The sequence below is a fragment of the Sorangiineae bacterium MSr11954 genome, from assembly GCA_037157815.1.
Lineage (GTDB): Bacteria > Myxococcota_A > Polyangia > Polyangiales > Polyangiaceae > Pendulispora > Pendulispora albinea.
Map to the genome: position 1 here is coordinate 2,320,694 of CP089984.1, position 26,010 is coordinate 2,346,703.

Annotated in this window: 22 protein-coding genes; 15 read left to right on the forward strand and 7 right to left on the reverse strand. The window is 67.1% G+C overall.

Going from position 1 to position 26,010, the window contains the following annotated elements; genetic code table 11:
- The first annotated feature begins 2 nt into the window (after positions 1-2).
- The 4 genes from LZC94_09510 to LZC94_09525 all read left to right on the forward strand — a co-directional run bounded on the left by LZC94_09510 (position 3) and on the right by LZC94_09525 (position 3,609).
- Positions 3-446: a DUF4339 domain-containing protein gene (locus LZC94_09510; GenBank protein ID WXB17502.1), complete on the forward strand. Its 444-nt coding sequence runs from the start codon at positions 3-5 to the stop codon at positions 444-446.
- Positions 447-685: 239 nt separating this feature from the next.
- Positions 686-2,185: a hypothetical protein gene (locus LZC94_09515; GenBank protein ID WXB17503.1), complete on the forward strand. Its 1,500-nt coding sequence runs from the start codon at positions 686-688 to the stop codon at positions 2,183-2,185.
- Positions 2,186-2,401: 216 nt separating this feature from the next.
- Positions 2,402-2,842 carry a MarR family transcriptional regulator gene (locus tag LZC94_09520; GenBank protein ID WXB17504.1) on the forward strand — a complete coding sequence of 147 codons (441 nt, stop codon included), beginning with the start codon at positions 2,402-2,404 and terminating at the stop codon, positions 2,840-2,842.
- Positions 2,839-3,609 (forward strand): enoyl-CoA hydratase, encoded by a 771-nt coding sequence (locus LZC94_09525; GenBank protein ID WXB17505.1) that lies wholly within the window; start codon positions 2,839-2,841, stop codon positions 3,607-3,609. The genes LZC94_09520 and LZC94_09525 overlap by 4 nt, the downstream gene beginning before the upstream one ends.
- A gap of 5 nt (positions 3,610-3,614) precedes the next feature.
- Here LZC94_09525 and LZC94_09530 read toward each other — a convergent pair whose 3' ends face one another.
- Positions 3,615-4,565, reverse strand: a complete 951-nt coding sequence (locus tag LZC94_09530) for a PEGA domain-containing protein (GenBank protein ID WXB17506.1) — start codon at positions 4,563-4,565, stop codon at positions 3,615-3,617.
- A gap of 37 nt (positions 4,566-4,602) precedes the next feature.
- Positions 4,603-6,138, reverse strand: a complete 1,536-nt coding sequence (locus LZC94_09535) for a serine/threonine protein kinase (protein WXB17507.1) — start codon at positions 6,136-6,138, stop codon at positions 4,603-4,605.
- Positions 6,139-6,210: 72 nt separating this feature from the next.
- Here LZC94_09535 and LZC94_09540 point away from each other — a divergent pair, with 72 nt between their 5' ends.
- Positions 6,211-6,897, forward strand: coding sequence for a hypothetical protein (locus LZC94_09540; protein ID WXB17508.1), 687 nt, complete (start codon positions 6,211-6,213; stop codon positions 6,895-6,897).
- Between the two features lie 67 nt (positions 6,898-6,964).
- Here the strand turns inward: LZC94_09540 and LZC94_09545 are convergent, their stop codons facing one another.
- A complete protein-coding gene (locus LZC94_09545; protein WXB20367.1) occupies positions 6,965-7,630 on the reverse strand; it encodes a queuosine precursor transporter in 666 nt (221 codons plus the stop codon).
- Between the two features lie 151 nt (positions 7,631-7,781).
- Here LZC94_09545 and LZC94_09550 point away from each other — a divergent pair, with 151 nt between their 5' ends.
- A complete protein-coding gene (locus LZC94_09550) occupies positions 7,782-9,392 on the forward strand; it encodes a metallophosphoesterase (GenBank protein WXB17509.1) in 1,611 nt (536 codons plus the stop codon).
- Between the two features lie 21 nt (positions 9,393-9,413).
- Here LZC94_09550 and LZC94_09555 read toward each other — a convergent pair whose 3' ends face one another.
- Positions 9,414-12,080 (reverse strand): aminopeptidase, encoded by a 2,667-nt coding sequence (locus LZC94_09555; protein ID WXB17510.1) that lies wholly within the window; start codon positions 12,078-12,080, stop codon positions 9,414-9,416.
- 77 nt (positions 12,081-12,157) lie between these two features.
- Between LZC94_09555 and LZC94_09560 the strand changes: the two genes are divergently transcribed.
- The 4 genes from LZC94_09560 to LZC94_09575 are packed head-to-tail and all read left to right on the forward strand — an operon-like array spanning position 12,158 to position 16,717.
- Positions 12,158-13,537 (forward strand): DEAD/DEAH box helicase family protein, encoded by a 1,380-nt coding sequence (locus tag LZC94_09560; protein ID WXB17511.1) that lies wholly within the window; start codon positions 12,158-12,160, stop codon positions 13,535-13,537.
- Complete coding sequence (locus LZC94_09565) at positions 13,524-14,744, forward strand: DUF790 family protein (GenBank protein WXB17512.1); 1,221 nt, start codon at positions 13,524-13,526, stop codon at positions 14,742-14,744. Before LZC94_09560 ends, LZC94_09565 begins: the two co-directional genes overlap by 14 nt.
- Positions 14,741-15,841: a N(4)-(beta-N-acetylglucosaminyl)-L-asparaginase gene (locus LZC94_09570; GenBank protein ID WXB17513.1), complete on the forward strand. Its 1,101-nt coding sequence runs from the start codon at positions 14,741-14,743 to the stop codon at positions 15,839-15,841. The genes LZC94_09565 and LZC94_09570 overlap by 4 nt, the downstream gene beginning before the upstream one ends.
- Before the next feature lie 39 nt (positions 15,842-15,880).
- The gene (locus LZC94_09575; protein ID WXB17514.1) at positions 15,881-16,717 is read left to right on the forward strand and encodes an arylamine N-acetyltransferase; all 837 of its coding nucleotides are present in this window, start codon (positions 15,881-15,883) and stop codon (positions 16,715-16,717) included.
- On the opposite strand, the gene LZC94_09580 is transcribed toward LZC94_09575, so the two are convergent.
- On the reverse strand, positions 16,647-17,423 hold the full coding sequence (locus tag LZC94_09580) for an AraC family transcriptional regulator (GenBank protein ID WXB17515.1): 777 nt from the start codon (positions 17,421-17,423) through the stop codon (positions 16,647-16,649). The two genes, LZC94_09575 and LZC94_09580, sit on opposite strands and share 71 nt — an antisense overlap.
- 82 nt (positions 17,424-17,505) lie before the next feature.
- Between LZC94_09580 and LZC94_09585 the strand changes: the two genes are divergently transcribed.
- The 5 genes from LZC94_09585 to LZC94_09605 all read left to right on the forward strand — a co-directional run bounded on the left by LZC94_09585 (position 17,506) and on the right by LZC94_09605 (position 23,599).
- Positions 17,506-18,495 (forward strand): proline racemase family protein, encoded by a 990-nt coding sequence (locus LZC94_09585; protein WXB17516.1) that lies wholly within the window; start codon positions 17,506-17,508, stop codon positions 18,493-18,495.
- The gene (locus tag LZC94_09590) at positions 18,492-19,745 is read left to right on the forward strand and encodes an FAD-dependent oxidoreductase (protein ID WXB17517.1); all 1,254 of its coding nucleotides are present in this window, start codon (positions 18,492-18,494) and stop codon (positions 19,743-19,745) included. The genes LZC94_09585 and LZC94_09590 overlap by 4 nt, the downstream gene beginning before the upstream one ends.
- A 101-nt stretch (positions 19,746-19,846) precedes the next feature.
- Positions 19,847-20,752: a dihydrodipicolinate synthase family protein gene (locus tag LZC94_09595; protein ID WXB17518.1), complete on the forward strand. Its 906-nt coding sequence runs from the start codon at positions 19,847-19,849 to the stop codon at positions 20,750-20,752.
- Positions 20,753-20,754: 2 nt separating this feature from the next.
- The gene (locus LZC94_09600; GenBank protein WXB17519.1) at positions 20,755-22,350 is read left to right on the forward strand and encodes an aldehyde dehydrogenase (NADP(+)); all 1,596 of its coding nucleotides are present in this window, start codon (positions 20,755-20,757) and stop codon (positions 22,348-22,350) included.
- 91 nt (positions 22,351-22,441) lie between these two features.
- Positions 22,442-23,599 carry an MFS transporter gene (locus tag LZC94_09605; GenBank protein WXB17520.1) on the forward strand — a complete coding sequence of 386 codons (1,158 nt, stop codon included), beginning with the start codon at positions 22,442-22,444 and terminating at the stop codon, positions 23,597-23,599.
- Positions 23,600-23,979: 380 nt separating this feature from the next.
- Here LZC94_09605 and LZC94_09610 read toward each other — a convergent pair whose 3' ends face one another.
- Together LZC94_09610 and LZC94_09615 are read right to left on the reverse strand one after the other, a co-directional pair.
- A complete protein-coding gene (locus LZC94_09610) occupies positions 23,980-25,203 on the reverse strand; it encodes a substrate-binding domain-containing protein (protein ID WXB17521.1) in 1,224 nt (407 codons plus the stop codon).
- Positions 25,200-25,985: a dynactin subunit 2 gene (locus LZC94_09615; protein ID WXB17522.1), complete on the reverse strand. Its 786-nt coding sequence runs from the start codon at positions 25,983-25,985 to the stop codon at positions 25,200-25,202. The genes LZC94_09610 and LZC94_09615 overlap by 4 nt, the downstream gene beginning before the upstream one ends.
- Positions 25,986-26,010: the final 25 nt, after the last annotated feature.

Sequence of the window (26,010 nt, forward strand, 5' to 3'; positions counted from 1 at the left end):
CGATGCCGTATCGAGAAACTGCCGAACGCCCCAAGCTCGCGCCGGAAGAGCGGCGCTTCTTCACGAAGCGGGACGACGTGGAGAAGGGCCCGTTCGAGCGTGGCGCGCTTCTTCGGGCGATTCGCGCGGGCAAGCTCCATCGCGCGACCCTGGTCCGCGCCGAGGACGAGAGCGAGTGGCGTCCGCTGTCGTACGTGAAGCAGATCGACGCGGAGGTCGCTCCCGCGCCCAAGGTCGAGTTCGACGCCGCCCGGCACCTCCTCCACGACGAAGATTCGGGGAGCTTCGGCAAGGGGATCGTCATTGGTTTGCTCGGCGGGTGCGGCGGCTGGATCCTCGCCGAGATCTTCGCCAAGGGGCGAGAGACCAAGCGGGGCGCGCGGATCGGTTTCGTCGTGCAGCTCGTGGGCGGCATCTTCTTGCGACTCGTTCTCGGAAAGCCTTGACGCGACCCCGCCCGGCGCGCGCCGGGTGCCGAGATCGACGTCGATTCGCGCCGTCTCGGCTTTCTTTCGAGGGGCGATCGATTTCGTGATCGCGGCCCCTCGTCACCTGCACTCAGGGGACGAGAGGAACGCGATGCGCACGAAACATCGACTCGGATTCTCGACCGTACAAATTACGCCGATTTGGATGGCGACAACCGCGAAGCCATAAGCCATTTCGGCAATGAATAGGGTGCTCGGTGCGCCGATCCCAAAATTGGATAGCCGCCCTCGGCTTCATGGTGGCGATCTCCATCGTCTATTGTGCGAACCTCCAGCTCGGCTTGGGGTTCTGGTCCTCGCTTCCCGGCTGGTTCTGGTGGCGAACGGAGAAGCCGGCCGAGCCCCAGGGGCTTGCGCTGTTGGCCGCGGGCTGGATTTTCGCCGTGTCTGCGCTGCAGCTCGCGCAAGGACGTTCCACGGCCCACCTCGCGCGCCCGGCACGGGACCGCGCGAGGATGGTGGTCGTCGCGGTCCTCGTCTTCGGGGCCGCGCTGCTCTTTTCCTTTGGACATGTCTTATTGGAAGGGAGGGGGCTCGATCCATCGAGGAGGTATCTCGCGTACGTCCAGGGCGCCTGTTTGCACAGCAACCCGCTGGCGGTCATTCGCTATTACGAAGATATCGTCCGCTCCGAATATTGGTTTGGCGGTTTCTATCGAACGAAACCGCCCGGCCTCGCCGCCATGTACACGATCGCGTGCAATATCGCGTGCGGTTTCCCAGGCCCTCTCCCCGATCACGAGGGCCGCATGGCGCGCACGGTCGACCTCCTCGTCTGGATCTGGCCGCTCTTCAGCGCGGCCTCCGCCGTGCTCGTGGGGCTCTTCACCGCGCGAATCTCGAGGCCCCGGTCGAGCCGGCCATCGGCTTCCCGCGACCGCATGGATTTCGCCCTTGGAGGCGTGCTCTTTGCCAGCACCCCGGCGGTGGGGATCGTGGTGATGAACGCCGATCAATTTCTCTACCCCGGTCTCGTCGCGAGCTCCGGGCTGGCGCTCGTCCGCGCGCTGGATGGTGGGGGAACCGCGCGGGGGCGCGCGGGCTCGGCGGCGCTCGGCGCGATATGGATGTGGGTCTTCTGTTTCTTCCACTTTTCGACGCTCGCCGCGGCCGCGGGGCTCCTCGGGGGCGCGGGGTTGGCGCTCGCCGTTCGAATGGTGGATCGGTCGGTGCCGCGACGCGAGACCTGGAGGATCGCGGCGAGCCTCGCCCTTACCTTGTGCCTGGTGACGGTCCTGGCGTTCGTGGTCCTCCGCTACGATCCGCTGATGCGCTACCGCGATGCCATGGCGGCTCACATTGGGTGGAAAGGTTTTACGGACACCCCTCGCGAGAGGGCCTATTGGGCGTCCATCGATTTGCTCGAGCTCTCGATGACCTCGGGCTGGCCATTGGCATGCCTCGCCACATTCGGTGCGTTTAGCCTGCTGTCCGAGCCCCGGCGCTGGCTCCGGCCCCAAGGCGCGCTGCTGCTGATGCCGATGGTGTTCCTCCTGGCTGCGGCATGGGTGGGGAAGACCAAAGGGGAGACGGGCCGCATCTGGATTTTCTCGCTGGCCTTTACGGTCCCGCTCGCGGTCGAACGCTTGCGCGCCATCGCGCCGAGGCGCCTCGTCCTCAGCGCGTCCACCGTCGTGGGCCTCCAGGTTGTCGCTGCGATCTTCCTCAAGCGCTATCAGGACTTTCGCCCCCACTGAGCCGTGCGGCCGAGGCCATTGCGCGGATTGCGCCTGCTGCGCCGATTGCGCCTATTGCGTTTCGCGGCGCACGACCTCGTACAATCCCGTGTGCGAATACGCCTGGGCGGGGTCGACCTCGGCGTCGTGCGTCTTGGGGAAGTCGCGGTGAACGAAAGTTAGTACGCATGCATACTAATTATTGCGCATGTGTACCATTTCTGTCAGGCTGTTCGCGTGGCCTCCGATCGGCGGTTGTTCTTTCTTCTCCAGCGCGCGGCCCGTGCGGCCATGGGGCGCGCCAACGAGGTGATGATCGAAGCGCTGGGCGTGTCGTCGTCGCAGCTCGCGACGTTGGCGTATCTGGCCAAGCGACCGCGGTCCACGTTGACCGATGTCGCCAATCTGTTCGATTTGAACAAGTCGGGTGTGAGCAGCATGATCACACGCCTCGAGCGGGCGGGGCTGGTGAAGCGTGAGCCCAGCCCGCGCGACGGGCGGGCGAGCCTTTTGTCGCTGACGGCCAAGGGGGAGGCGGTGCGCGCGGAGTCCGTGCCGCTCATTCGGAGGGCGACGGCCGAGATGACGGAGGGGTTCACCTCGGCCGAGGTCGAGGTCATCTATCGATTTTTGAGTGCCATCATCGAAAAATGCGCGGGGGCGGAGGAAGAACCATGAGCGATATCATCATTGAGCGAACCGCGAACGTATCGAGTCTCATTCTCAATCGGCCCAAGAAGAAGAACGCCCTGTCGTTCGCCATGTACGAGGCCCTGACGGAGGCGCTCCAGACGGCGCAGAAGGATCCGGCCGTGCGCGTGGTGCTGCTCTCGGCCGCCGGCGATGCGTTTTGCTCGGGCAACGACATCACCGACTTTCTCTCGAGCGCCGGGATGGATCCCACGTCGGCGCCGCCCATCCGATTCATCGAGTCGCTGGTGGGCCTCGACAAGCCGCTGATCGTGGCGGTGCAAGGGGCGGCCGTGGGCATCGGCACGACCATGCTCCTGCACGCCGATCTCGTTTATGCGGGCGAGAACGCGAAGTTCTCGGTCCCCTTCGTGGGGCTCGGCCTGGTGCCGGAGGCGGCGTCGAGCCTCCTCTTGCCCCGGCGGGTCGGGCAAGCCGCGGCCAACGATCTTTTGCTGCGCGGAGGCGTCATCGACGCGCAGCGCGCGGCCGACATTGGCCTGGTGAACGAGGTGGTGCGCGCGCCCGCCGAGCTCCTCGCCGTCGCGCGCGAGCGCGCCGATGAAATCGCCGCCAAGCCGCCGCGCGCGGTGCGGCTCACGAAGGCGCTCACGCGCACGCCGCAAGCCGAGGTGCTCGCCCGCGTGCACGAGGAGGCGAAGCACTTTGCCGATCGCGTCGGCTCGGACGAGGCGCGCGAGGCGTTCATGGCCTTCATGGAGCGGCGTCCGGCCAACTTTGCCAACTTCTCGTAGGCGATTCAGAATTTGCCCGAGAACGATATGCCCGCCGTAGCGTGTGGACCGCTGGGCGCCGTGAGCACCAGCGCCACGCCGGTGCCCCCCAAGGCGGCGCCGGCCGCCAGCCCCGCGATGCCGACGATTTTCCAGCGATCGGCGGCCGAGACGTGGGACTGACACTGCGGCGGGTTGGGCAGCGGGCTGTTCATGCCCGGGCATTGGGGATCGTCGTTGTACCCGGACACCTCCGCGTTGCGCACGATCAAGCCGACGATCCCCGTGACGATGGCCGCGCCGCCGGCGCCGGTGAGGATCCATCCGACCGTGCGCTGGGTGCTGCCTGGTTTTGCGTCGGGGGGCGGGTTGGATGCGCGGGGCGGCGGTTGGCCGGGGACGGTGGTTTGGTCGGGGTCGGGTCTGCGCAAGGGGCGCAGCTCGATGGTCTCGCGCGCCGTCTTGTCGGGCAGGATGGTGACCATGCGCGACGTCGATTGGTAGCCCGGCGCGCGCAGCTCGAGGGTTCGGCCGCCCGCCTCGAGGCGCAGGCCGTGCGCGAGCGGTAGCTGGCCCACCTTGCCGCCGTCGACGAAGACCTCCGCGCCCGCGGGGCCGCGCACGTCGAGGGTGCCCAAGTGCTGTTCGATGGTCTTGAGCGACTGCGCCAGGGGCGCGCGGTTCTTGGCGATCCAGGGATCGCTCTCCGCGCCGAGGGCCGCGCGGACGTGCTCCTCGGCGGCCGTCCAGAGGCCGAGCGCCTGCTCGGCGAGGCCCATTTGCGCTTGCGCGCGCGGGGTGGGGGCGACGGCGTACGCTTTGCGAAACTCGGCCAGCGCCTCTTCGTCGCGACCTTGCTCGCGCAGGGTGACGCCATGTGCGATCAGCGCGTCGGCGCTTTGCGCGGCAAGTGGAGGGGATGCGAGCAGGAGCGCCGTCGCAAGGCCAAAAACGAGACGATGACGGAAAGGAAGCACGGCGCGAAGTATACGCTGCGTCCCCTCGAGGATCGCGCTAGTGAAGAATTGGCGCGCCGTTCGGCGATGTGCGTGGCGCTTCCGGCTGCGTCGATTCACCATGGGTCGCGCTGGACGCAGGTGCCGCGGAGCCCGACGTGCCCGCCGCTGCACCGGCTCCACCAGCTGCACCCGCGGCGGCTGTCGCACGCGGGGCGCGCTTTGGTCGTACGGGCGCCGCCGATCCCGGCGCGGTGGCGCTTGCGGTAGCAATCGTACCGATTCCGCCACCCGCGCCCGCGCCAGGCGCACCCGCATCGACGTCCATCCCGGCGAGCGCCGACTCCGTTCCGTTCGAGCCCGCCAAGGCATGCGCCGGCTCCGAGGCGCCCGATGAAGCAAACGGCGCCACGGCAGCCTCCGGCGCCAACGCCCGTGCGACCCCTGCGGCCGATCCCCGCCCACCCTCGTGCACATCGCTTCGCGCCATGAACAACCCCGCCGCCCCAAACGCCACCAGCGCACCGCCGGCGATCAGCCCAAAGGCAAACGCGCGACTCTTCCCGGGCTGCGCCTCCATCGGTTGCGTGCCGCCCCACGTCGGGTTCTCCGTGGCGCTGAGCTGCGGCTCCCGCGGGCGCTGCGGCGGCAAATCGCTGGGCGCGGCCGTGGTGGCGAGCGATCGCCAGGTGCGCTCGGTGACCCCGCGCACCGCGCTGGCGGAGAAGGGCTCGAGCGCCGCGGCCAGCGCGGCCACATTGGGAAAGCGCCGGTTGGGATCTTTTTCGAGGCAGCGCATCACCACGGCCACGAGCCCCGGCGGAAGATCGTCGCGCGTATGATCGGGGGGAACGACGGGATCGCCGACGACCTTGAGGCATAGCTCGGTCATGGTGTCGCCGGTGAAGGGCACATGGCCGGTGAGAAGCTCGTAGCAAATGACGCCAATGGACCAGATGTCCGTTCGCGTATCGACCGCGCGGGCCGAGCGCAGCTGCTCGGGGGCCATGTAGAGCGGGGAGCCGAGCACGGTGCTCGACTGCGTGAGCGAAGGTGTATCGATGGCGCTCGGGCCCACGAACTTCGATATGCCGAAATCGAGCACCTTGACGAGCGGCATGCCGTTTGGCCGCCGGGTGACGAACAGGTTGGCGGGCTTGAGATCGCGGTGCACGATGCCCAATCGATGCGCTTCGATGATGGCGTCGCACGCCTGGAGCACATATTCGACGGCATCGGCCACCGGCAGCGGTCCCCGCTCGTGCACCAGCTTGGAGAGATCGATGCCCTCCAGGAGCTCCATGACCAGAAACGGGACGCCGTCCGCCGTGGTGCCCACGTCGTGGACGCGCGCCACGTGCTCGCTTTTGAGCCGCACGGTGGCCCGCGCCTCACGCAAAAACCGCTCCCGAAACGACTCGCTCTCGTTCACATGGGGCAAAACGAACTTGAGCGCCACCGATTGCTCGAGCTGCACATGGGTGGCGGCGGCGATGATCCCCATACCACCCATTCCGAGCACGCGCTCGACGCGGTACTTTCCGTCGACGATATCGCCGACTCGGACGGGGAGCTTTTGCTGCGGGGGAACCATCGATGGCAGAAGGGAGGGTACCAGAAGGAAGACTTGGCGTGATGCCTCCCTTCTCAGTAGGCTGGTCGTCCCATGTCGCCCCGAAATGCAGTTTCGGTGCTGCTGCTATCCTGTCTCACCGCCCTGATGGTGCGGTGTTCGAGCTTCAAAGATGGCGCCGCGCTCGGTAAAGACGACGATGGCGGCGCGATCGATCCCGGAACGGGTTCCCGCGAGGGCGGCGTACCGAGCGACGGCGGCGGCCGTCCCGAAGATGCCAGCGATCCGAACGGCAGCGGCCCTGGCCCGCTGGGCGCGCTCCCCAGCGGCTACTGTTGCACCTCCAACGAGGAGTGCCGCTCGCGCAACTGCATCGAGCTCGCCGGGGGCTCCGCGGGTCAAAAAATGTGCGCCGACGGGTGCCGCTCCGACGATCACTGCAAGGGTGGACCCATCACCAGCCGCTGCGCCGGCGCCACCACCTCGCAGGACGGCCGCTGCGAGCCCGCGGCCAGCCCGGCGGCATGCATCCCCGCCGATCAGTTCCGGTACGGGGTCAAAGAGCTCGGCGTCTGTTGCTCGCCAAAGTCCGGTCAAGCCAATGGCCAAGAGTGCAAAAGCGGTCTGTGCAGCCTCTGGAACGAGATGACCCGCGCCATGTGCGACCGGGTTTGCACATCCATCGACGATTGCCCCGGCGGCGCCTTCTACTGCGGCCCGCCCGAGAACGGCCGCCGCCTCTGCGTTCCGAACGATCGAAAATACGAATGCCGCGAGTGAGGGCGAATCGAATTAGAAAATCGCCACGCCGTTTTGCTCATTCGTATTTGGCGTTGCGTTGCCGGGTTCAAGCTTTGAGCGAAAACGGCGTAAAGTTGGTATCGCGGTCGTAATAATCTTCTTGCTCGGCCTTCTTGAGCCAGCCCACCAGCTTGTAGGTGACCGGGGTAAACACCACCTCGACGGCGATCTTCGTCACGAACTGCGCCAGCATGACGGAGGGCAGTTTGTCGTTGGGGATGATGCCCGTATCGTAAAAGGCCAGCGGGTAGAAGAGCAGGGAGTCGACGCCTTCGCCAAAGATGGTGGAGCCGATGGTGCGCATCCAGAGGCGCTTGCCCTCGGTGAGGATCTTCATTTTGGCGAGGATGTAGGAGTTGGCGAACTCGCCGCAGCAGTAGGCGACGAGGGAGGCGAGGGAGATGCGCCAGGTGGAGCCGAAGGCGACTTCATAGGCGCCTTGGTTCTTCCAGAATGGGGCGGGGGGCAGGGATACGATGACGTAGGCCATCAGGGAGGCGAAGGCGAGACCGGAGAAGCCCGCCCAAATGACGCGGCGCGATCGCGCGTAGCCATAGACCTCGGTCAGAATGTCCCCGAAGACGTAGGAGATTGGGAAGAACATCACGCCGGCGCCGAAGGTCAGGGTGCCGACGATGGGGGCCTCGACCTGCGCAATTTTGGCGGGGCCTATGAGATTGGAGCACACGAGAATGGTCACGAATGCGACCATCACGAACTCATAGTAGCGATAGGTGCGTGGTGTCCCCATGAGCTCCCGTTTAGCACGGGCCGGGAGTGGGCAAGTTGGATGTTTTCGAGCCACCGGACACGTTTTGTATGATGCGTGCCCACTTTTTTGTTGGATGCTGACGGGATACGCCGTGAGTGACGCGCTCCTCGTTCATCTCTCCGATCTGCATTTCTGCCAATCCAAGGACCGCGATCCGGGTTCCCGGTTTCGAGCCAGCCTCTTCCAAGCCATCGCGGACGTGGTCAAAGAAGCAGCCCCCGCGCGGGTGGGGGTCGCCATTACGGGCGACTTGGTCGACAGCTCCGAGACGCCCGCCGAGACCATCTCGGCGGCTTTCTCCGCCTTCTTGCGCGATTTGCGCGAGGCGGTGGGGCAGGCGCCCGTCGTGCTCCTGCCCGGCAACCACGATCGACGCGGATCGGGCATCTTTGCGCCTTGGTCGACCCGCGCCATGGATCACATCGCGCACGCCATGGCCGGCGATCCGCACGTGTTCGTGCACGCGCCCACCGCCGACGAGCCGCTCGCCCGGCACCTGCCCGCGCTGTCCGAGGTGCTCAACGCCCACGTGGTGGCCTACGACAGCACGCACGCCGTCGATGGTCGGTTCTCGGCCGGCGGCATGTTTCGCACGGAGGATCTGCTCGCCGTGCCCGGCATCGTGGCCTCGGATCGTCCCGTGGTGTTGCTCCTGCACCATCACTTGGTGCCAACCCCCGTGACCGACGTCGGAGCGGTGGATACCTCGCACGCGCCATGGCCCCAGCAAATGTTCGTGGGGCACTTTCTCCCGTGGCTCGTGTCCTTTGCGGACCGCGAGGAGCTCTTCATGACCGCCCTCGGCGCCGGGACCGCGCTCACCTTGCTCAACGCGCTCGGCTCGCCGACCCTGGTGCTGCACGGCCACAAGCACTATCCGACCGCGCGCCTCTTGCGCGCCGTGCAGTCGGGCGATGGCGATGTGCTGGTCGCGTCGGCGGGGAGCGCGGGGGTCCTGGAGCATTACCGCGCGCTCGGGCCCATCGAGCGCACCTTTCTATGGGCGTCGTTCAACGCCATTTTCTTCCGTGGCGGGGAGGTCGAGATCGAGACCGTCTTCTTCTCGCCCAAGGGAACGCGCCCCAATGTGCGCCAGAGCATCGCGCGCGCCATGCGAAACGGCGCTTCGTGGGACGCCGCGCCCGTGCGCGCGCCAAAGCCCTCCGAGGTGCTCGCGAGCTCGGACGACGCCGAGTTTCGGCTGGAGCCCGGTCGCCAGGGGGTTTGGGACGTCACGTGCACGCGCCGGGTCATCACGCCGGCGAAGTCGGCCAAGTTCTATGTGGAGCCCATCGAATCGCTCCCGCGCGCCGAGATCACCGGCGACGCGGTCACCATCGAGCCCAACGGGCAAGCGATGCTCTCGATCCACGCCGTCGAGACGGCCGAGACCTCGTACCGCGCGCGCGGAGGCATCGTCCGCACCGTGGCCGAGGCGCGGCGGCTCGCGCCGGGGGATGGCTTTTCGCCTTTTGCGTCGGTGTGCCTCAAAGTGCGCCGGGGCGCGCGCTCGGCGCGCCTGGTGTTGCGCGGTCTGCCGAATGCGGCCGCCATCACCTTCGGCACGCTCACCGACTTGAACACCGGTCACAAGCGCCCCGTCCCCCTTCAGGAGATCGAAGACGGTGTCGCCCTCGTCGTTCCGTCGTGCCCCGCGAGGCGCTTGCTTCGGATCCATTGGCCGCTGGAGCGTGGCTCCTGATCGGCGACTCCGGACTGGCGCTCAGGGCGGACAGGCCGCCGGATTGTCGACCCGCGCTTGGACATCGGCCTTCAGCCGCGCGTCCGAGAGCCCCGCGACGAACGTTTGCCACGCGGGTGACCCAGGTGATCGGCCCGTGAGCGCGTACGCGGCGCAGACGGCGTCGCCATGGATATCGCCGTACCAATAGTCCACCGGATCGTGGAGGACCGCGTTCAAGCCCGCGAGCGCCGGGGCGCTGTCCGCCGGCGCGCTGGCCCGGGTCGCCACCACGCCCGCAATGGCGCTCGAGAGCACCGTGTAATCCTGCGACTCCGTGAGCAAGCGAACGAAGAACGCGCGCCACGTGGGGATGTCCTCGGCGGGCACGAGACCGCGGTACGCGTCGTCCCGGAGCTTGTACACCGCCTGGCCCCGCTGGTTGAGCGCGCTCGAATGGGTCGCGACATGGGACCAGATGGCCCACTCGCGCGCGGGCGAAAGATCGAAGCGGGTGAGGAAGGCGACGCGGTTCTCCGGGAGCCCCCGCGCCGAGGGCTCCGCCTCGAGCTTCGCCCAATCCGAGGCGAACAGCTCTTCGACGTCGAGGATCTTGCCGCACGCGGCAAATCGGCGGCTCGACAGATCGCGCAGGCCCAAGGTGGACGGCGGATCGCGCAGCGCGCGCGTGAGCACGGCCGTCCACCGCGCGCGCGCCTCCGGATCGAGCGCCGGATCGCTGGCCACGTCGCAGGCGCGCGAGATGGCCAACATCTTCGCGCCCTCCGCGTCGAGCTCCTTCAGGAACGCGTCGAACCGCTCGGGGCCCACCGCGGGCATCGTCCGTGAAAGCACCGCCATTTGATGGATCCCGCCCGCGTGCAGCCATTGCGCGAGCGCTCCGGGGCCCTTTGGCACCAGCAGCGGCGCCACGTACGTCTCGAAGTTCTTGCCGGAGGCGGGGCTGGCCAAGGTGGCGAGCCTCTTGGCGTCGAGGTGGATGTCGGGCGGATCGATCACCAGAAACTCGCCCTCGATCTGGGGCGCGAGTGCGACGCGCGCGTCGATGGCCAAGGTCTGATCGCGCGACGTTCCGTCGGGTGCTATCCAGCGCACGGTCATGGGCGCGACGATCGCGCCGTCCGGATCGCGGAGGGTGACGAAGGCGCCCGCGGGTGTCCCCGGCTCGACCTCCAGCCGCGGCAGGCGCTTGGCGGTGAGCGCCCGCGCGACGCGGGACGTGGCATCGGGCCCCAAACGCGGCGCGAAGGCGGCGACGAATTGGTCGGTGTCGATGGAGGCAAAACGGTATTGGCGCAAGACGCCGCGGAGGGTCCGCCAAAAAGGGTCGTCGCCCAGGATGCTTCGAATTTGCGTCAAGAGCCACGCGGCGCGCGCGTAGGGGCCGGAGCCATAGGGCATGACGGGCAGAGAGCGATCGCGCACGATGGCCTCGCCGTCGTTGGGTATGCGCCGCTCGATCCCCAGGGTGCCGATCCCCTCCTCGTCCAAAATGGGGAGCAGGGCCTCGGTCGCCAGCAGGGTGGCCATGCCTTCTTTGAACCAAACATCGTAAAAGCTGGTGTTGGTGACCAAATCGCCGAACCAATGGTGCGCGAGCTCGTGCGCGCCCGTATTGAGGTTGCCGTAGCTGCCGAAATCCAAGAACCACTCGCCCATCTGCGTGATGGTGGCGTTCTCCAAGCCCCCGCCGCCGGGGGTGAAGATTTGCGAATAGCGGTCGAAGGGATAAGGGCCAAAGAGCCGCTCGTACCGATCCATCGCGCGAACCGTCTCGGAGATCACGGTCGCGTAATCATTTCGGAGACCCCTTCGGTGCCAGATGGAGATGGGCACCCGGCCGTGTTGGATGGTCTCCGCCTCCACGTCGCCCGCGAAGAACGCCATCACGTACGTGGGCAATGGAAATCCGCTGTCGTACTTCATGCGGTGGGTGTTCGTGGCCTCGTCCTGGCGATCGAACCGCAAATCGCCGTTGGCGACCAAGCGCTCGTGCGCGGGCAGGCGCATCTCCACCGAGAAGACCGCGCGGTCCGAGGGCGTATCGTGGCACGGCATCCAGAACTGCGCGCCGAAGGGCTCGGAGAAGGTGGAGGCCATGCGCACGGGCGCCGGATCGCCTTTGAGCGCGGGCATCATGTACATGCGCGCGTTCTGCGTGAGCTCGGGGGTGATGACGGCGTCCGCCTCGTAGTCGATGTCGAGCCGCACCACGCGCCGGGAGCGCGCCTCGGGCGGGAGATCCACGAGCAGCTTTTGGTGCTCGCGGTCCACCGTGAAGGGCAGCGGCCCGCCATGCGCCAAACGCACCGCGCGCACATCGACCGCGCTGTCGAGGGCGATGCGCGCGAGGTTTTGGTGCCGGAGCTGGATGCCGACCGTCGCGACGAGACGGAGGCGCTCCCAGTCGAGCTCTCCTTTCAAATCGTAGCGTTGAACGTCGTAATCGGTATTGGCGTCGAGCTCGTCGCGTGTTTCGAGCGCGTGGGAAGATTCTTCCACGCGCGAGGGGCTCGGCGCCGCGCGCGAAGCTTCGTCCGAGCTGGAGCATGCCAGGGTGAGGGCGGTGATGGGGAGCGCCGCGAGCCATCGTCTGCGGCCCAAGCGGGAGACGCGCGAGATGCGCGAGACGCGAGAGATGCGCGAGACGCGAGAGGAGCGAGGGAAGCGAAGGAAAAAGGCGGCCATGATGCCTGATGAGCTTACCGACTTTCTGCCGAACGTCGACGATGCTAATCGGTATGCGCGTGCTTCCTCCCGTCACGGTGTCTTTGACGTTTGCATCCGGCACCCTCGAGATTCGAGGCGTGCCGCACGACCGTGAAGCGTCCGTTCCCGCGTCCGTTCCGGTTCCCGGGCTCGCGTGGGACGATCGCACCATGTGTTACCGCGCACCCGCCGTGGCGTATGCCGACGTGGTGCGATGGCTGGTCGCGGCCAAGATCCCCTACGAGGACGACGCACGACGTTATCCGACCCTCGACGCCGGTGCGCGCGTGCACCGCGAGCCGCGGCCCTTTCAAAGCGAGGCGCTCTCCGCCTGGCGCGCGCAGCGCGGGCGCGGGGTGGTCGTCTTGCCCACGGGCGCGGGCAAGAGCCATGTGGCGCTCATGGCCATCGACGACAAGCGCCGCGGCAGCCTGGTCGTCGCGCCCACCTTGGACTTGGTGCGTCAGTGGATCGACGTCCTCCAGACCACCTTTGGCGTGCACGTCGGGCTGGTGGGCGGCGGCGATCACGATGTGCAGCCGCTCACCGTCACCACCTACGACTCGCTGTACCTGCACGCCGAGCACCTGGGCTCGCGCTTTGGCCTCATCGTCTTCGACGAGTGCCACCACCTGCCCAGCGCCGCGTACTCGCTCGCCGCGCGCGCCTGCCTCGCGCCCTATCGCCTGGGGCTCACCGCCACCCCCGAGCGGGCCGATGGACGCGAGGCCGATCTGGCGGAGCTGATCGGCCCCGTCGCCTACCGCCGCGACATCGTGGAGCTCTCGGGCGAGTACCTCGCGGAGTACGAGACGGAGCGCGTCTCCATCGAGCTCTCGCCGGAGGAGCGCGAGGAGCACGATACGGAGCGCGCCATTTACCGCGACTTCGTGCAGAGCCACGGCATTCGTATGAGCCACCCCTCGGGCTGGGGCGAGTTCATCATGATGGCCTCGCAGAGCGCGAGCGGCCGCCGGGCCTTGGCCGCGTACCGACGGCAGCGCGAGCTGGCCTTTGCGCCGAAGGCCAAGCTCGAATACCTCGAGTACCTGCTCTTTCAGCACCGCCAGGACCGCGCCATCCTCTTTACGCAAGACAACGCCACCGCGTATGGCATCGCGCGGCGCTTTCTCGTGCCCGTGCTCACCCATCAGACCAAGGTGCGCGAGCGCAGCGCCATTTTGAAGGCGTTCGCCGAGGGCACGTACCACGCGCTCGCCACCTCCAAGGTGCTCAACGAGGGCGTCGACGTCCCCGACGCCAATGTGGCCGTGATCCTCTCGGGCAGCGGCTCGGTGCGCGAGCACGTGCAGAGGCTCGGGCGCATTTTGCGCAAGAAAGGCGACAAACGCGCGGTGCTCTACGAGCTGGTGACCGAGTCCACCACCGAGACGTTCACGAGCGAGCGGCGGAGGGAGCACAGTGCTTACCGTTGATCTGGTGAACGCGCGCCGCAAGAAGGGCGAGCTCCAGCTGGTGGCGCTCGACGGCGCCGCGCGCGAGCGGGCGCTGGTCATCGCCGAGCGGCTCATCACGGCCGCGCGCGAGCACGTGGGCCTGACCCGCGAGGAGCTCACGGCAGCCACCTCGGCCATCGACGTCGATGCGCGCGAGCACCGCCTGCGGGCCGGTCTGGCCAAGCTCGTGGAGGACCGCTGCGCGTTCGACGCGGCCGATGACGTGGATCCCGAGGCGCTGCGCCGCGAGGTGTTCACCCGCGCCAGCGCCGTGCGGGCCGCGCTCGGCCCGGGCGAGCACTTCGACCGCGACGCCGTCCTCGACGCGCTGGCCCGCGAGCGCGAGACCAGCCGCGAGGCGCTGGAGCGCGCCCTCTTCTCCGATTTGCGCGGCGCGCACCGGCTCTTGGCCTTCGACGCGCCCTCGGCGAAGACCCTCGTATTGGCCTACGAGCACGGCCAGGCGCAGGCGGTGCTGCTCCGCGCGGTGAATGTCCAGGTCGACGTGCAGTGCACCTCCGCCGCGACCCTGCGCGCGTTCTTTCGACGCCTCAAGTTTCTTCGCTTGTTGCACACGATTGAAAAGTTGGAGAAGGGATATCGCATCACCATCGACGGCCCCTTCAGCATCTTCGAGTCGGTGACCAAATATGGATTGCAGCTCGCGCTGATCCTGCCCGCGCTCGAGGAGTGCGATTCGTGGAAGCTCCAGGCCAACGTGCGCTGGGGCAAGGAGCGCACGCCGCTGGTGTTCAAGCTCGAGGGCGGATTTGCGGCGGGCGGCGAGGGCGCGCGCGCGGGCGAGCCGGCGCTCCCTGATGACATCGAGACCCTGATGCGCAACTTCGAGGCGCTCGGCACCGGGTGGAAGGTGGGGCCGAACACGACGATCCTCGAGCTACCCGGCATCGGGCTGGCCATACCCGATTTGGTCTTCGAGCGCGGAAAGGGCAAGCGCCGCGAGACCGTGTACCTGGAGGTGATGGGCTATTGGAGCCGCGCCGCCGTGTGGCAGCGGGTCGAGCTCGTTCGCGCCGGCCTCGCCGAGCGCGTTCTCTTTGCCGTCAGCTCGCGCCTTCGGGTCAGCGAAGAGGTCCTCGGCGACGATCTCCCCGGGGCACTTTACGTCTACAAAGGAACCATGAACGCACGCGCCATCGCCGAACGTCTGGAGCGACTCGGATGAATACCTTCGCCACGCGCCGAGATTGGCTCAAAATTTCCGCCGCCGGCTGTCTCCTCGGCTGCGCACCGGGCGCCTCTTCGCCGCGCGCCTCTTCGCCGGCTGCGGCCGCACCGGGTTCGCCCAGCTCGGGCGCCTCGGGTCCGACCTCTTCGCCTCTCCCAGGTGGTGCCCGCACGGGCGTGGGCGGCGCGGCCGGTGCCATCGTTCTTTCGACATGGAATTTCGGCCAAGCCGCCAACGAAGGAGCGTGGAAAATCCTGAGCGCGGGAGGTCGCGCGCTCGACGCCGTGGAGGCCGGGGTTCGCATTCCCGAGGCCGACCCCAAGATCACCACCGTGGGGTACGGCGGCGCGCCCGATCGCGACGGTCATGTGACCCTCGATGCGTGCATCATGGACGAGCAGGGGAACTGCGGCTCGGTCGCTTGCCTCGAGCACATCATGCACCCCATTTCCGTGGCTCGGAAGGTGATGGAAACGACGCCGCACGTCCTGCTCGTGGGCGAAGGGGCTCTGCAATTTGCCGTGGCGAACGGCTTTCCCAAGCAAAATTTGCTCACCCCCGAGTCGGAAAAAGCTTGGAAGGAGTGGCGCAAGACATCGCTTTACAAGCCGATCGTCAACATCGAAAACCATGACACCATCGGCATGATTGCGCTGGACCAAAGCGGTCGCCTCGCCGGCGCCTGCACCACCAGCGGCATGGCCTACAAAATGCGCGGCCGGGTCGGCGACTCGCCCATCATTGGCGCGGGGCTGTATGTCGACGGCGCCATCGGCGCGGCCACCTCCACCGGCGTGGGGGAAGAAGTGATTCGCATCGTCGGCTGCCACTTGGTTGTGGAGCTGATGCGCCAGAATCATACGCCGGAGGACGCATGCCGCCTGGCCGTCGAGCGGATTGTCGAGCGCGGACCTCGACGCGCGCGCGATATCCAGGTTGGATTTCTCGCCTTGAACCGTCATGGCGCGTACGGCGCCTACTGCCTGCAAAAAGGTTTCCAGTACGCGGTACGATCCGACACGCAAAACGTTCTGCTCGACGGGAAGAGCCACTACACTATTGATGCTACGGGGGATGCGCCCTATCGAAAGTGAGCCGCCGAGCACTTGCGCGCATGCACCGAGGACATTGCAATGACCGACATCGACCTAAGCGCCTATTTCGAACGAATCGGCTACACCGGGAATCGCTCTGCCACCTTGGACACATTGCGGGAGATCCATCGGCTGCACGCGCTGGCCATCCCCTTCGAGAACCTGGACCCCGTGCTGCGGCGCCCCGTTTCCCTGGACATCGTGTCGCTTCAGAAAAAGCTGATCGCGGATCGGCGCGGCGGCTACTGTTACGAGCAGAACCTGCTCTTTCAACATGTCTTGCGCGCCCTTGGTTTTTCGGTCACCGGCTTGGCCGCGCGCGTCATTTGGACCAACCCCGAGGGGGTCATCACCCCGCGCAGCCATATGCTCAATCGGGTCGACCTCGAGGGTACCACCTATGTCGCCGACGTGGGCTTTGGCGGCATTACCCTGACGGAGCCATTGGTGCTGGAACCGAACACGGAGCAGAGCACCTCGTACGAGCTGTTTCGTTTGGTGCCCCAGAACGACGAGGGCGGCGGCTTTGCCATGGATGCCAACGCCGGCGGAAAATGGCGGCGTCTCTATCGCTTCGATCTCACGCCGCAGTACCAACCGGATTACGAAATATCGAGCTGGTACCTGTGCACCAACCCCAAATCGCACTTTCTGACCGGGATCATGGCGGCGCGCCCCATCGAGGGCGGGCGCTACGCGCTGAACAACAATCAACTGACGATTCATCGCTTGAACGGGGAGCCCGAGCGCCGCACCCTGACGAGCGCCGCCGAGCTGCGCGACTTCTTCACCGATGGACTCGGGATCACCTTGCCCGACTCCCCGGATCTGGAGCCCGTCCTGGCGCGAGTCGCTGACGGAAAGCCCGTGGCGTAAGCCCCACCGTCGCTCGAAAATTGCGCGTGAAGGCGCTGTGATCGCTGTAGCCGCACGCGTGGGCGATGGCGGCGACGCTCGCCTGGCCTTCACGCAAGAGACGCGACGCCGCCTCCACCCGGATCTTGGTGAGGAGCTGCCGCGGCGTGAGGTGAAAGACTTGGGCGACCAGCCGCTCGAAGCGGTCCATCGAGAGGCCGACCTTTCGCGTGAGCGCCTCCAGCCGCAGCGACTCGTCGTAGTGCGCGTGAAGGAAGTCGATGGCCTCCGCCAGGCGGCGGTACTCCGGGTGACGCTCGTCGGGCCGGTGCAGATCGCGTGAAATGCCCGCGAGCCCTTGGATCGCACCGGCGCCGTCGCGCAGCGGGGTTTTGTAGGTGAGGCACCAGCCTTGTTGCCCGTCGGGGTAAATGTGGAGCTCGAGGCGATCGACGATCTCGTTGCCGGTCCGCAGCACCAGGCGATCCTGCGCGGTGTACCCGGCGCCCAGGCCACGCGGAAACACGTCCTCGGCCGTGCGGCCGAGCACCTGCTCTTTGTGCTGGATTCCGCAGCGCGAGAGGAAGGTCTCGTTGATCATCACATAGCGCTCTTGGCGGTCTTTTACGAAGAACGCAACGTCCGGGAGTCGGTCGAAAAGATGCTCGAGGAGAGCCGGGTCGGCCAGCAAGGTTGCCCAGCGCGCGGCGTTGGAGGCGTTCGCCATGTGCCTATTATGCAGAATTCCGCAACGGGATCGCGCCAATCCTTCAAGACCGCGCCGCCTTGGAGCGCTACGTTGCCCATCCATGACCTACAGCCGAATCAAGGTGGTCGACTCCCACACGGGAGGTGAGCCGACGCGGGTGATCCTGGAGGGCGGTCCGTCCTTGGGCACCGGGAGCCTGGCGGACCGGGTCCGCATCTTCCGCCGCGAGCTCGATCGGTTTCGCACGGCCATCGTGTGCGAGCCGCGCGGGCCCGAGTGCATGATCGGCGCGCTCCTGTGCGAGCCGACCGCCGCCGACTGTGCGACCGGTGTGATCTTCTTCGACAACGCAGGCTATTTGGGCATGTGCGGGCACGGGACCATCGGGTTGATGGTGACGTTGGCGCACCTGGGCCGCATCGGACCCGGGCTGCATCGCATCGAGACGCCGGTGGGGATCGTCTCCGTGCGTTTGCACGACGATGGTCGGGTTTCGATCGCCAATGTGCCGAGTTACCGGTTGGCGACGAAGGTGGGGGTCGATGTGCCGGGCTACGGCCGGGTGATGGGCGATGTGGCGTGGGGAGGCAATTGGTTCTTTTTGATCGAAAACCGCGGTGTGGCTTTGGAGCTCGCGCACGTGGAGGCGCTCACCGACTTCACCTGGAAGGTGCGGCAGGCGTTGAACGCGGCCGGCATCACCGGGGCGAACGGGGCCGAGATCGATCACATCGAGCTTTATGAATCGACACCCGGCCAACGAGCGCGCGGGTGCCGCAATTTCGTGCTCTGTCCGGGCAAGGCGTACGATCGCTCGCCGTGCGGGACGGGGACCAGCGCCAAGCTCGCGTGTTTGTACGCCGATGGAGAGCTCGCGCCGGGGGAGGTGTGGCTGCAGCGGAGCGTTACGGGAAGCGTGTTCGAGGCGCGGTTTCAGATCGATCCGGCAGGGGGCGGGCGGATTGTGCCGGAGATTACGGGGTCGGCGTATGTGACGGGGGAGGGGACGTTGATTTTGGATGAGCGCGATCCGCTGCGGTGGGGGTTTGGTGCGGGTGCGGGGTTTGGGGATGCGGCGGCGGCGCCATGAGCAAGCATGTGGTCATCATTGGGGCGGGGGTCGTGGGGCTTTGCACGGCGTATTATGCGGCGCGGAAGGGGCATCGGGTGACGGTGCTCGATCGGGCGGCAAACGCGGGGGAAGGGTGCTCGTATGGCAACGCGGGCATGGTGGTGCCCAGTCACTTCGTCCCGCTGGCCGCCCCGGGCATGGTGGCGCTGGGGCTGAAATGGATGTGGAACCCCGAGAGCCCGTTCTATGTGCGGCCGCGGTTCAGTGGGGAGCTCCTGAGCTGGGGGATCAAGTTCTGGCGGGCCGCGAATGCGGAGCACGTGTTGCGCAGCGCGCCCGTTCTGCGCGATTTGCACAGCGCCAGCCGCGCCTGTTTCGAGGAGCTCGACGAGCTGTGGGGGCGTGATTTCGGGCTCTCCAAAGAGGGCATGCTGATCCTCTGCAAGACCGTGCACGGCTTTCACGAGGAGGCGGAGGTGGCCGAGCGGGCGCGCCGGTTGGGCATCGCGGCCACTGTTCATGATGCGGGGGAGCTCGCCGGTCTCGAGCCCGAGGTCCGCATGGATGTGGCCGGCGCCATTCGCTATCCGATGGATTGCCATCTCACGCCGGGGCACTTGATGGCGGCCCTCGTGCGCGAGGTGAAGACGGCGGGGGTGCACCTTTCGTGGGGCACCCAGGTCCGCGGCTTTCGCACCCAGGACCGCCGCGTGGAGGCGCTGTCGACCGCCTCCGGCGAGGTCTCGGGCGATGAGTACGTGCTCTGCGCGGGCATTTGGTCGCACCGCATCGCGCGCGAGCTCGATCTGGCGATCCCCATGGAGGCGGGGAAGGGCTACAGCCTCACCTTGCCGGCGCCGCGCGCGACCTTGCGCCATTGCGCCATTCTCTCCGAGGCGCGGGTGGCCGTCACGCCGATGGGGAGCGCGCTTCGATTCGGTGGGACCATGGAGCTGTCCGGCATCGATTCGAGCATCGATCCGGCGCGCGTGCGCGGCATCGTCAACGCCGCCACCCGCTACTATCCGGACTTCACGGCCGACGATTTTGCGGGGGTGGCACCGTGGTGCGGGCTGCGCCCGTGCTCGCCCGATGGGCTGCCGTACGTGGGCCGCTTTGGACACTACGACAATCTCTCGGCCGCGACGGGCCACGCGATGATGGGGGTGAGCCTCGGCCCCATCACGGGCAAGCTCATGGCGGAGATCCTCTCGGGCGAGAAGCCATCGCTCGATATCGAATCCTTGAGCCCGAACCGATATTCGTAAATCGCGTGGAGACGGCGATTTGCTGGTTCATAACGTAGTTCGTAAATCATGGCCGTCCTTTTCGGGCGGCACCTCTACGAAGAATGAATGGAGAAGTGACGATGAGAGTAGACTTCAAAGGCGTATTCCCGGCAATCACGACACCATTCAACGCCGACCTCACGGTGGACCACGGTTTCCTCGCCGAGCATTGCCGGTGGTTGGTCGAGCAGGGCTCGGCCGGCATCGTCCCACTCGGCTCGCTGGGCGAGGGCGCGACCCTCTCGGCCGACGAGAAGTGGAAGATCCTCGAGACGTGCGTGGCCGCCGTGGGTGAGCGCGTGCCGATCATGCCCGGCATCTCGGCCCTCGGCACGCACGAGGCCGTGGCGCTCGCGAAGCATGCGGCGAGCGCCGGCTGTCGCGGCCTCATGGTCCTACCCCCTTACGTGTACAGCACGGATTGGCGGGAGATGCGCGCGCACGTGGCGGCCGTCCTCGGGGCCACCGATCTGCCGTGCATGCTCTACAACAACCCCGTCGCATACCGAACGGACTTCGTCCCCGAGCAGATCGCGGAGCTGGCCGCCGCGTTTCCCAACTTGAAGGCGGTGAAGGAGTCCAGCACCGACGTGCGCCGGGTCACCGGAATTCGCGCGCTCCTGGGCCAGCGCCTCGACATTTTGGTGGGGGTCGACGACGCCATCGTCGAGGGCATCGACGCCGGCGCCACCGGTTGGATCGCGGGCTTGGTCAACGCCTTTCCGGCCGAGTCCGTGGCGCTCTACCGCTACGCGATGGAGGGAAAAAAGCGGGAGGCCGCGGAGCTCTATCGCTGGTTTTTGCCGCTGCTCCGCATGGACACCGTGCCGAAGTTCGTGCAGCTCATCAAGCTGGTGCAAGAGAGGATCGGCCGGGGAAGCGCGCGCGTTCGCCCGCCGCGCCTCGTGCTCGAGGGCCAGGAGCTCGAGCAGGCGCGCGCCACCCTGGAGCACGCCCTCGCCACGCGCCCGCGGTTGGAGGTCTAGCCGTGTCCGCGTCTTCGCCGAAGCCCCAGAAAGGCCGCGAGGCCGGGGTGTCCCTTCGCGGTCTCTCCTTCATCGGCTTCGAACGCGGCGCCGCCGGCCCGCGCACGTTCCGCGCGGAGGACCCTTCGACCCGGCAGCCGCTTCCCCCCGTGTTTCACGCGGCGAGCGACCGCGACGTTGCCCGCGCATGCGAGCTGGCCGACCAAGCCGCGGATCCCTACGGCGACACCTCCGCGTCCGAGCGCGCCGTGTTCCTGCGCACCATCGCCGAGGGGCTCGAGGCCGAAGGCGCCGCCATCGTCGCCTGCGCGCACGCCGAGACCGGCCTTCCGCTGCCGCGCCTGCAGTCCGAGCTCGCGCGCACCGCCTTCCAGCTCCGCCTCTTTGCGCGCGTCATCGAGGACGGCACCTGGCTCGCCGCCCGCATCGATCCGGGCGATCCCGAGCGCAAGCCGCTCCCCAAACCCGACGTTCGCTCCCTGCGCATCCCCTTGGGACCGGTCGTGGTCTTTGGCGCCAGCAACTTCCCCCTGGCATTTTCCGTTGCCGGCGGCGACACGGCATCGGCGCTGGCGGCGGGCAACCCGGTGATCGTCAAAGCCCACCCGGCGCACCCTGGAACCTCCGAGCACGCGGGCGCCGTGATCGCGGCCGCCGTTCGAAGCTGCGGTCTGCCCGAGGGCACCTTCTCGCTCCTGTTCGACGATGGCTTCACCGTGGGCCAAGCGCTGGTGCAGCACCCCCAGGTCGCGGCGGTGGGCTTCACCGGATCGCGCGCGGGCGGCGAAGCGTTGATGCGCCTGGCCGCCAATCGGCCGTGCCCCATCCCGGTCTATGCTGAAATGGGGAGCGTCAACCCGGTGATCCTTTTGCCCGGCGCCTTGCGCGAGCGAGGTCCGAGCATCGCGGAGGGCTTGCACGCATCCTTCACGTTGGGCACCGGGCAATTCTGCACCAAGCCCGGGGTCGTCTTCGCCCAAGCGGGGGAGGCCATCGACGCGAGCTTCCTTGCGCCGCTCGCCGAGCGCACGCGCGCGACCGCGGCGGGCGCCATGCTCACGGCGCGTATGGCGGCCGCGTATTGGCAAGGTCTGGAGCGAATGCGATCGCTCGGTGCCAGCTTGCTCGCACAAGGAACCGCGGGTGCCTACGCGAGCTCGGGCGAAGCGGCGCTCTGGCAGGTGGACGGCGCGGCGGTGCTCCGCGAGCCGCGGCTGGTGGAGGAGGTCTTTGGCCCCTCGATGCTCCTGGTGCGCTACCGCGACGCGGACGAGCTCCTCGCGCTTCTTCGTTCGCTCGAAGGTCAGCTGACCGCCACCATCCATGCGCAGCCGGACGAAGTGGCTTCGGCCGCGCCGTTGGTGCGTTTGCTCGCGCGTAAGGTGGGGAGGGTGGTGTTCAATCAGTTCCCCACCGGCGTGGAGGTCGGTCCGGCCATGGTTCATGGCGGGCCCTTCCCAGCGACATCCGATGGACGGAGCACGTCCGTGGGCACGCATGCTATCGACCGATTCAGTCGTCTGGTTGCGTACCAGAATGCGCCCCACGAGGTGCTCCCCGCCGAACTCGTCCGCTCGGAAAAGCGCACGTCGACGTAAAAGGGTTACGTGACATCTCGCGCCGGGCATGGCAAACCCGGCGCGAGCGCGCAAACATGCGATGCGGGGAGGGGTAGCGCGCATTCGCTCGATGCATTACGCCAAGACCGTTTTTCCGCTCGCGTTGATCATGTTTCTCATCGGCGCCGATGAGTACATTTTGGCCTCGATCCTGGCCCCCATCGGCGAGACCTTCCAGGTCGAGCCGGCCCGCATCACCCTGCTGGTCACCGCCTACGCCCTGCCGTGCGCGATCTTTGCACCGCTCTTCGGTACCCTCTCCGACCATTGGGGCCGCCGGCGGGTTCTTCTTCCGTCGCTGTTCATCTTCGCGCTCGGCACCTACGGCGGCGCATTGGCCAGCTCCTTCACCTTCGCGCTCATCTGCCGCTTCATCGCCGGCGTGGCCGCCGCGGCCATGGGCCCCAATGCCTTCGCGCTGGTAGGCGACTTCATCCCGCTCGAGCGGAGGCCCGCGGCCATGGGGCACGTGATGCTGGGGCTGACCATCGGCTTGATCGTGAGCCCCGCCATCGGCGGTTGGGTGACCCAGGAGCTCGGCTGGCGCTGGGCCTTCGGTCTCCTCGCGACGAGCGCGCTCGCCACCCTGGCCGGCGCGGCCATCGGCATCCCGAGCACGCGCCAAGCGTCCACGTCGCACGCGTCTCCGGGCGTCGCCACCTATGCGCGGGCGCTGACCCTCCCCGGTGTTCCCGCCGGCATCGCCGCACAGGGTCTTTGGATTGGCGTCACCATTGGCGTGATGGCCATCGTGGGCGAAGTCTTGCGGACCCGTTACACCTTGAGCATCGTGCACACGGGCCTCGCCCTGGCGAGCTTCGGCGTCCTCACCATCGTCGGCAACCTGGCCGTCGCCCGCGCCGTCATCTGGACCGGGAGCACCCGCCGCGCCGTTTTGGTGGCCAACGCCGCCACCGTGATTGGCATTGGCGGTCTCACCTTGCTCCCCTCGTGGCCGTTGGCCTTTGCGCTCGCATCCTTCTGGCTCTGGGCGGTCTTCGCCGGCTTCGGCGGTCCCCTTCTCCAGTTGCGCCTCTCGGAGTTCGCAGGCGACTGCCGCGCAACGGTGCTCTCCACCAGCGCCTGTGCGATGCACTTGGGCGTGGTCGCCATGACGTTCATCGAGGCGTGGATCTTTCCGCAGTTTGGCGGGGTGGGGGTGGGCGTCGTTGCGTGTTCGCTCATGTCACTGGCGTTCGTCCTTCAGTGGCGGTCGACGGCGGGGTAAGGGCAGGATGGGCGCCTTTGGCGACTGTCGCCGGGGCGGCGGTAGAGCGGCGCGGTCGAGGTTGCGTTGCGGGCTTGGCGGATGAAGCCGAAAGCGAGCAAGACGCAACATCGATAGCTCGTCGAGATCGTCTTGCAGGAGCTCGAGCGCGCGGGAGGAGGTCTCCCGACGGAGAGCCCGGCACGCGCCTGCCACGCCCCCGTCCACGCCCTTCACGTCCACGCGAGGCGCCCGGCTGCGGGCGTTCATCGCCGCTCCGTCCCATGGTGATGCCATCGTTGCCATGCTCCGCATCGTGTGCGCGCAACGCGGCCGGGCCAAATGACACGAGCTGACCGTTCATGGACGCGTCGTCCCGACTCACCTCGTGCGGGCGAGCCTCAACGAGGTCCGACGCTGCGCGTCCAGAATGTCAACAAGTTGCGAACCACGGTGCCTTCGGGGGCGCGCGCCACCGGGGGAATGTCCACGCGAATGCCGAAGGGAGCCATCTTGGTAAACGGATTTTGGGCGTCGCCCGTCTTGATGGCGACCGACGGATCGCCCGGCCGGAACCCATAGGCCAGCGCCTTTTCCTGCACCGCGCGGCTGCGCAGATGGGCGATCCAGGTGCGCGCGGCTTGCTTTTGCTCGGAGGTGACCCAGTCGCCCTGCAGCAAGGCGACGGGGTGGTCGCTCCAGAGCGTGATCCCCGGGTAGTACACCTTGAGGTTCCCCCATCGACCCTGCGCGTTCTCGATCTGAGCGATGGCCAGGTTCTCGTACACCACGCTGATATCGTATTTGGAAGGACCAAAACGGACCATGTCCGTCATGAACGTCCCCGTCGAAGATTCGAATTTTTGCACGCCCTTTTCGATGTCTTTGACGAATGACTGATAATTCGGTTTCAGCAAATCGCCGACCTCGAGCCCGCCCGTTTTGCCGTAGAACTCGAGCGACATCAGATAGAGCGCCTGCACGCCCGAGTTGGAGCGGGTCGGGTCCGTATGTCCCAGCTTCACGAACCCCCAATCGGCCTTTCCGCCCACCGTGGGCCAGCCTTGGGGCGATTGCACGGCTTTGTGGATCGTGTGCCACGAGATGGTGTTTCCCGACTTGAGCAGCGCGTTGGCCCGGTCCTCCCACGCCACGAACACCAGCGGGGTGATGACCAAGGTCTGCGGCGCGTCTTCGGAGCCGGTGGGGGCTACGAGGTTCGACTTGTTCTTCGTCTGCCAGTCCGACTCGAGCAGGTTCATGATCATCGAGTCGGCCGGGCTGAAGAGGGTCGGCTTCTCCTTCTCGTCGAGGATCGCTTGCTCGCCCTCGAGCGAGCCTTTGCCAATCAAGGTGACCCGAATCTCCGGGTGCTCGCGCGCAAAGCTCACCGCGGCGTCCTCGACCCAGTCCTTCTTCTCCGTGCCGTACAACATGGAGATGGTGACCGCCGGGGCCGCCGGATCTTTGCCCTTGGCGGAGGCCAGCAAGGTGGCCGAGCCCGCGGCCGCGCCGGCCGAAGGATCTTTGCCCGCGCCGCCCTGTTCGCGCTCGCGAAGGGTGAAGACCACCACCACGACCAAGGCCACGAGAAACACGGCCACGATGGCCAATTTGGCTTTCACGCGATGACCTCCGAGAGAGACTTCAAGGTATCCTCGAGCGACTGCATATCGTCGTTCATTCGACTCAGCTCTTCGTTCATTGTCCCCGTGGCCGCGTCCATGGTCGCCGCGTCGAGCGCGCGCATGCGGACGATCTTCGCCGGGAGCGCGTCCAGGGTGGCGCCGATGGTCACCAGGCTCGCGAAGATCCGCTCTTTCACGTGCATCAGCTCCATCAAGGTCCCGAGGTGCTCCTCGCGCGCCTTCTTGGCCGCCTCGTACTGCGCGCGCGCTTCGGGATCGCGCGTTGCCGCAATCTGGTGTGCGAGCTGCCGCACGCCCTCTTCGACCACGCGGGGATCGGTCGTCCCGAGGTAGCTCCCGATGGCCTCCGCCCGCGCCGCCAGCTTGGTCGCGCGCTCCTCCAGCTCCGAGGCGGAGGCGAGCACCAGCACCAGATTCGCTTGGATCTCCTCCGAGGTCTCCGCCAGCACCCGGTCGAGCGCGATCCGCGAGGTCACCAAGGTCTGCATCGCCGAGCGGATGGCCGGATCGCGCAGGGTGCTGGGGTTGGGGAGGATCGAGGCGCGCGCCTTCCTCTTCGAGCCCTTCGGATCGCCGCTCGCCAGATCCCAGGCCACCAAGGTGGCGTAGGCGACCCCGCCCAGCGCCAACACCGACCAGGAATGGAGCGCGACCGCCCCCAATGTCGCGGTGCCGGCCACCGCCAGGCTCAGGGTCGATGTGGCGGCCTTCACCGTCTCTCGCAAGCTGCTGCTCGGCTTTTTCGTGGATTCACCCAAGCTCGATCCCGTTCCGGCGCGGCGC

What these genes read in the sequence shown, in the direction of transcription:
- LZC94_09510 (WXB17502.1), top strand. Translation starts at nt 3, where the DNA reads ATGCCGTATCGAGAAACTGCCGAACGCCCCAAGCTCGCGCCGGAAGAG.
- LZC94_09525 (WXB17505.1), top strand. Translation starts at nt 2,839, where the DNA reads ATGAGCGATATCATCATTGAGCGAACCGCGAACGTATCGAGTCTCATT.
- LZC94_09535 (WXB17507.1), bottom strand. Translation starts at nt 6,138, where the DNA reads ATGGTTCCCCCGCAGCAAAAGCTCCCCGTCCGAGTCGGCGATATCGTC.
- LZC94_09540 (WXB17508.1), top strand. Translation starts at nt 6,211, where the DNA reads ATGTCGCCCCGAAATGCAGTTTCGGTGCTGCTGCTATCCTGTCTCACC.
- LZC94_09545 (WXB20367.1), bottom strand. Translation starts at nt 7,630, where the DNA reads ATGGTCGCATTCGTGACCATTCTCGTGTGCTCCAATCTCATAGGCCCC.
- LZC94_09555 (WXB17510.1), bottom strand. Translation starts at nt 12,080, where the DNA reads ATGGCCGCCTTTTTCCTTCGCTTCCCTCGCTCCTCTCGCGTCTCGCGC.
- LZC94_09570 (WXB17513.1), top strand. Translation starts at nt 14,741, where the DNA reads ATGAATACCTTCGCCACGCGCCGAGATTGGCTCAAAATTTCCGCCGCC.
- LZC94_09575 (WXB17514.1), top strand. Translation starts at nt 15,881, where the DNA reads ATGACCGACATCGACCTAAGCGCCTATTTCGAACGAATCGGCTACACC.
- LZC94_09580 (WXB17515.1), bottom strand. Translation starts at nt 17,423, where the DNA reads ATGGCGAACGCCTCCAACGCCGCGCGCTGGGCAACCTTGCTGGCCGAC.
- LZC94_09585 (WXB17516.1), top strand. Translation starts at nt 17,506, where the DNA reads ATGACCTACAGCCGAATCAAGGTGGTCGACTCCCACACGGGAGGTGAG.
- LZC94_09590 (WXB17517.1), top strand. Translation starts at nt 18,492, where the DNA reads ATGAGCAAGCATGTGGTCATCATTGGGGCGGGGGTCGTGGGGCTTTGC.
- LZC94_09595 (WXB17518.1), top strand. Translation starts at nt 19,847, where the DNA reads ATGAGAGTAGACTTCAAAGGCGTATTCCCGGCAATCACGACACCATTC.
- LZC94_09605 (WXB17520.1), top strand. Translation starts at nt 22,442, where the DNA reads ATGCATTACGCCAAGACCGTTTTTCCGCTCGCGTTGATCATGTTTCTC.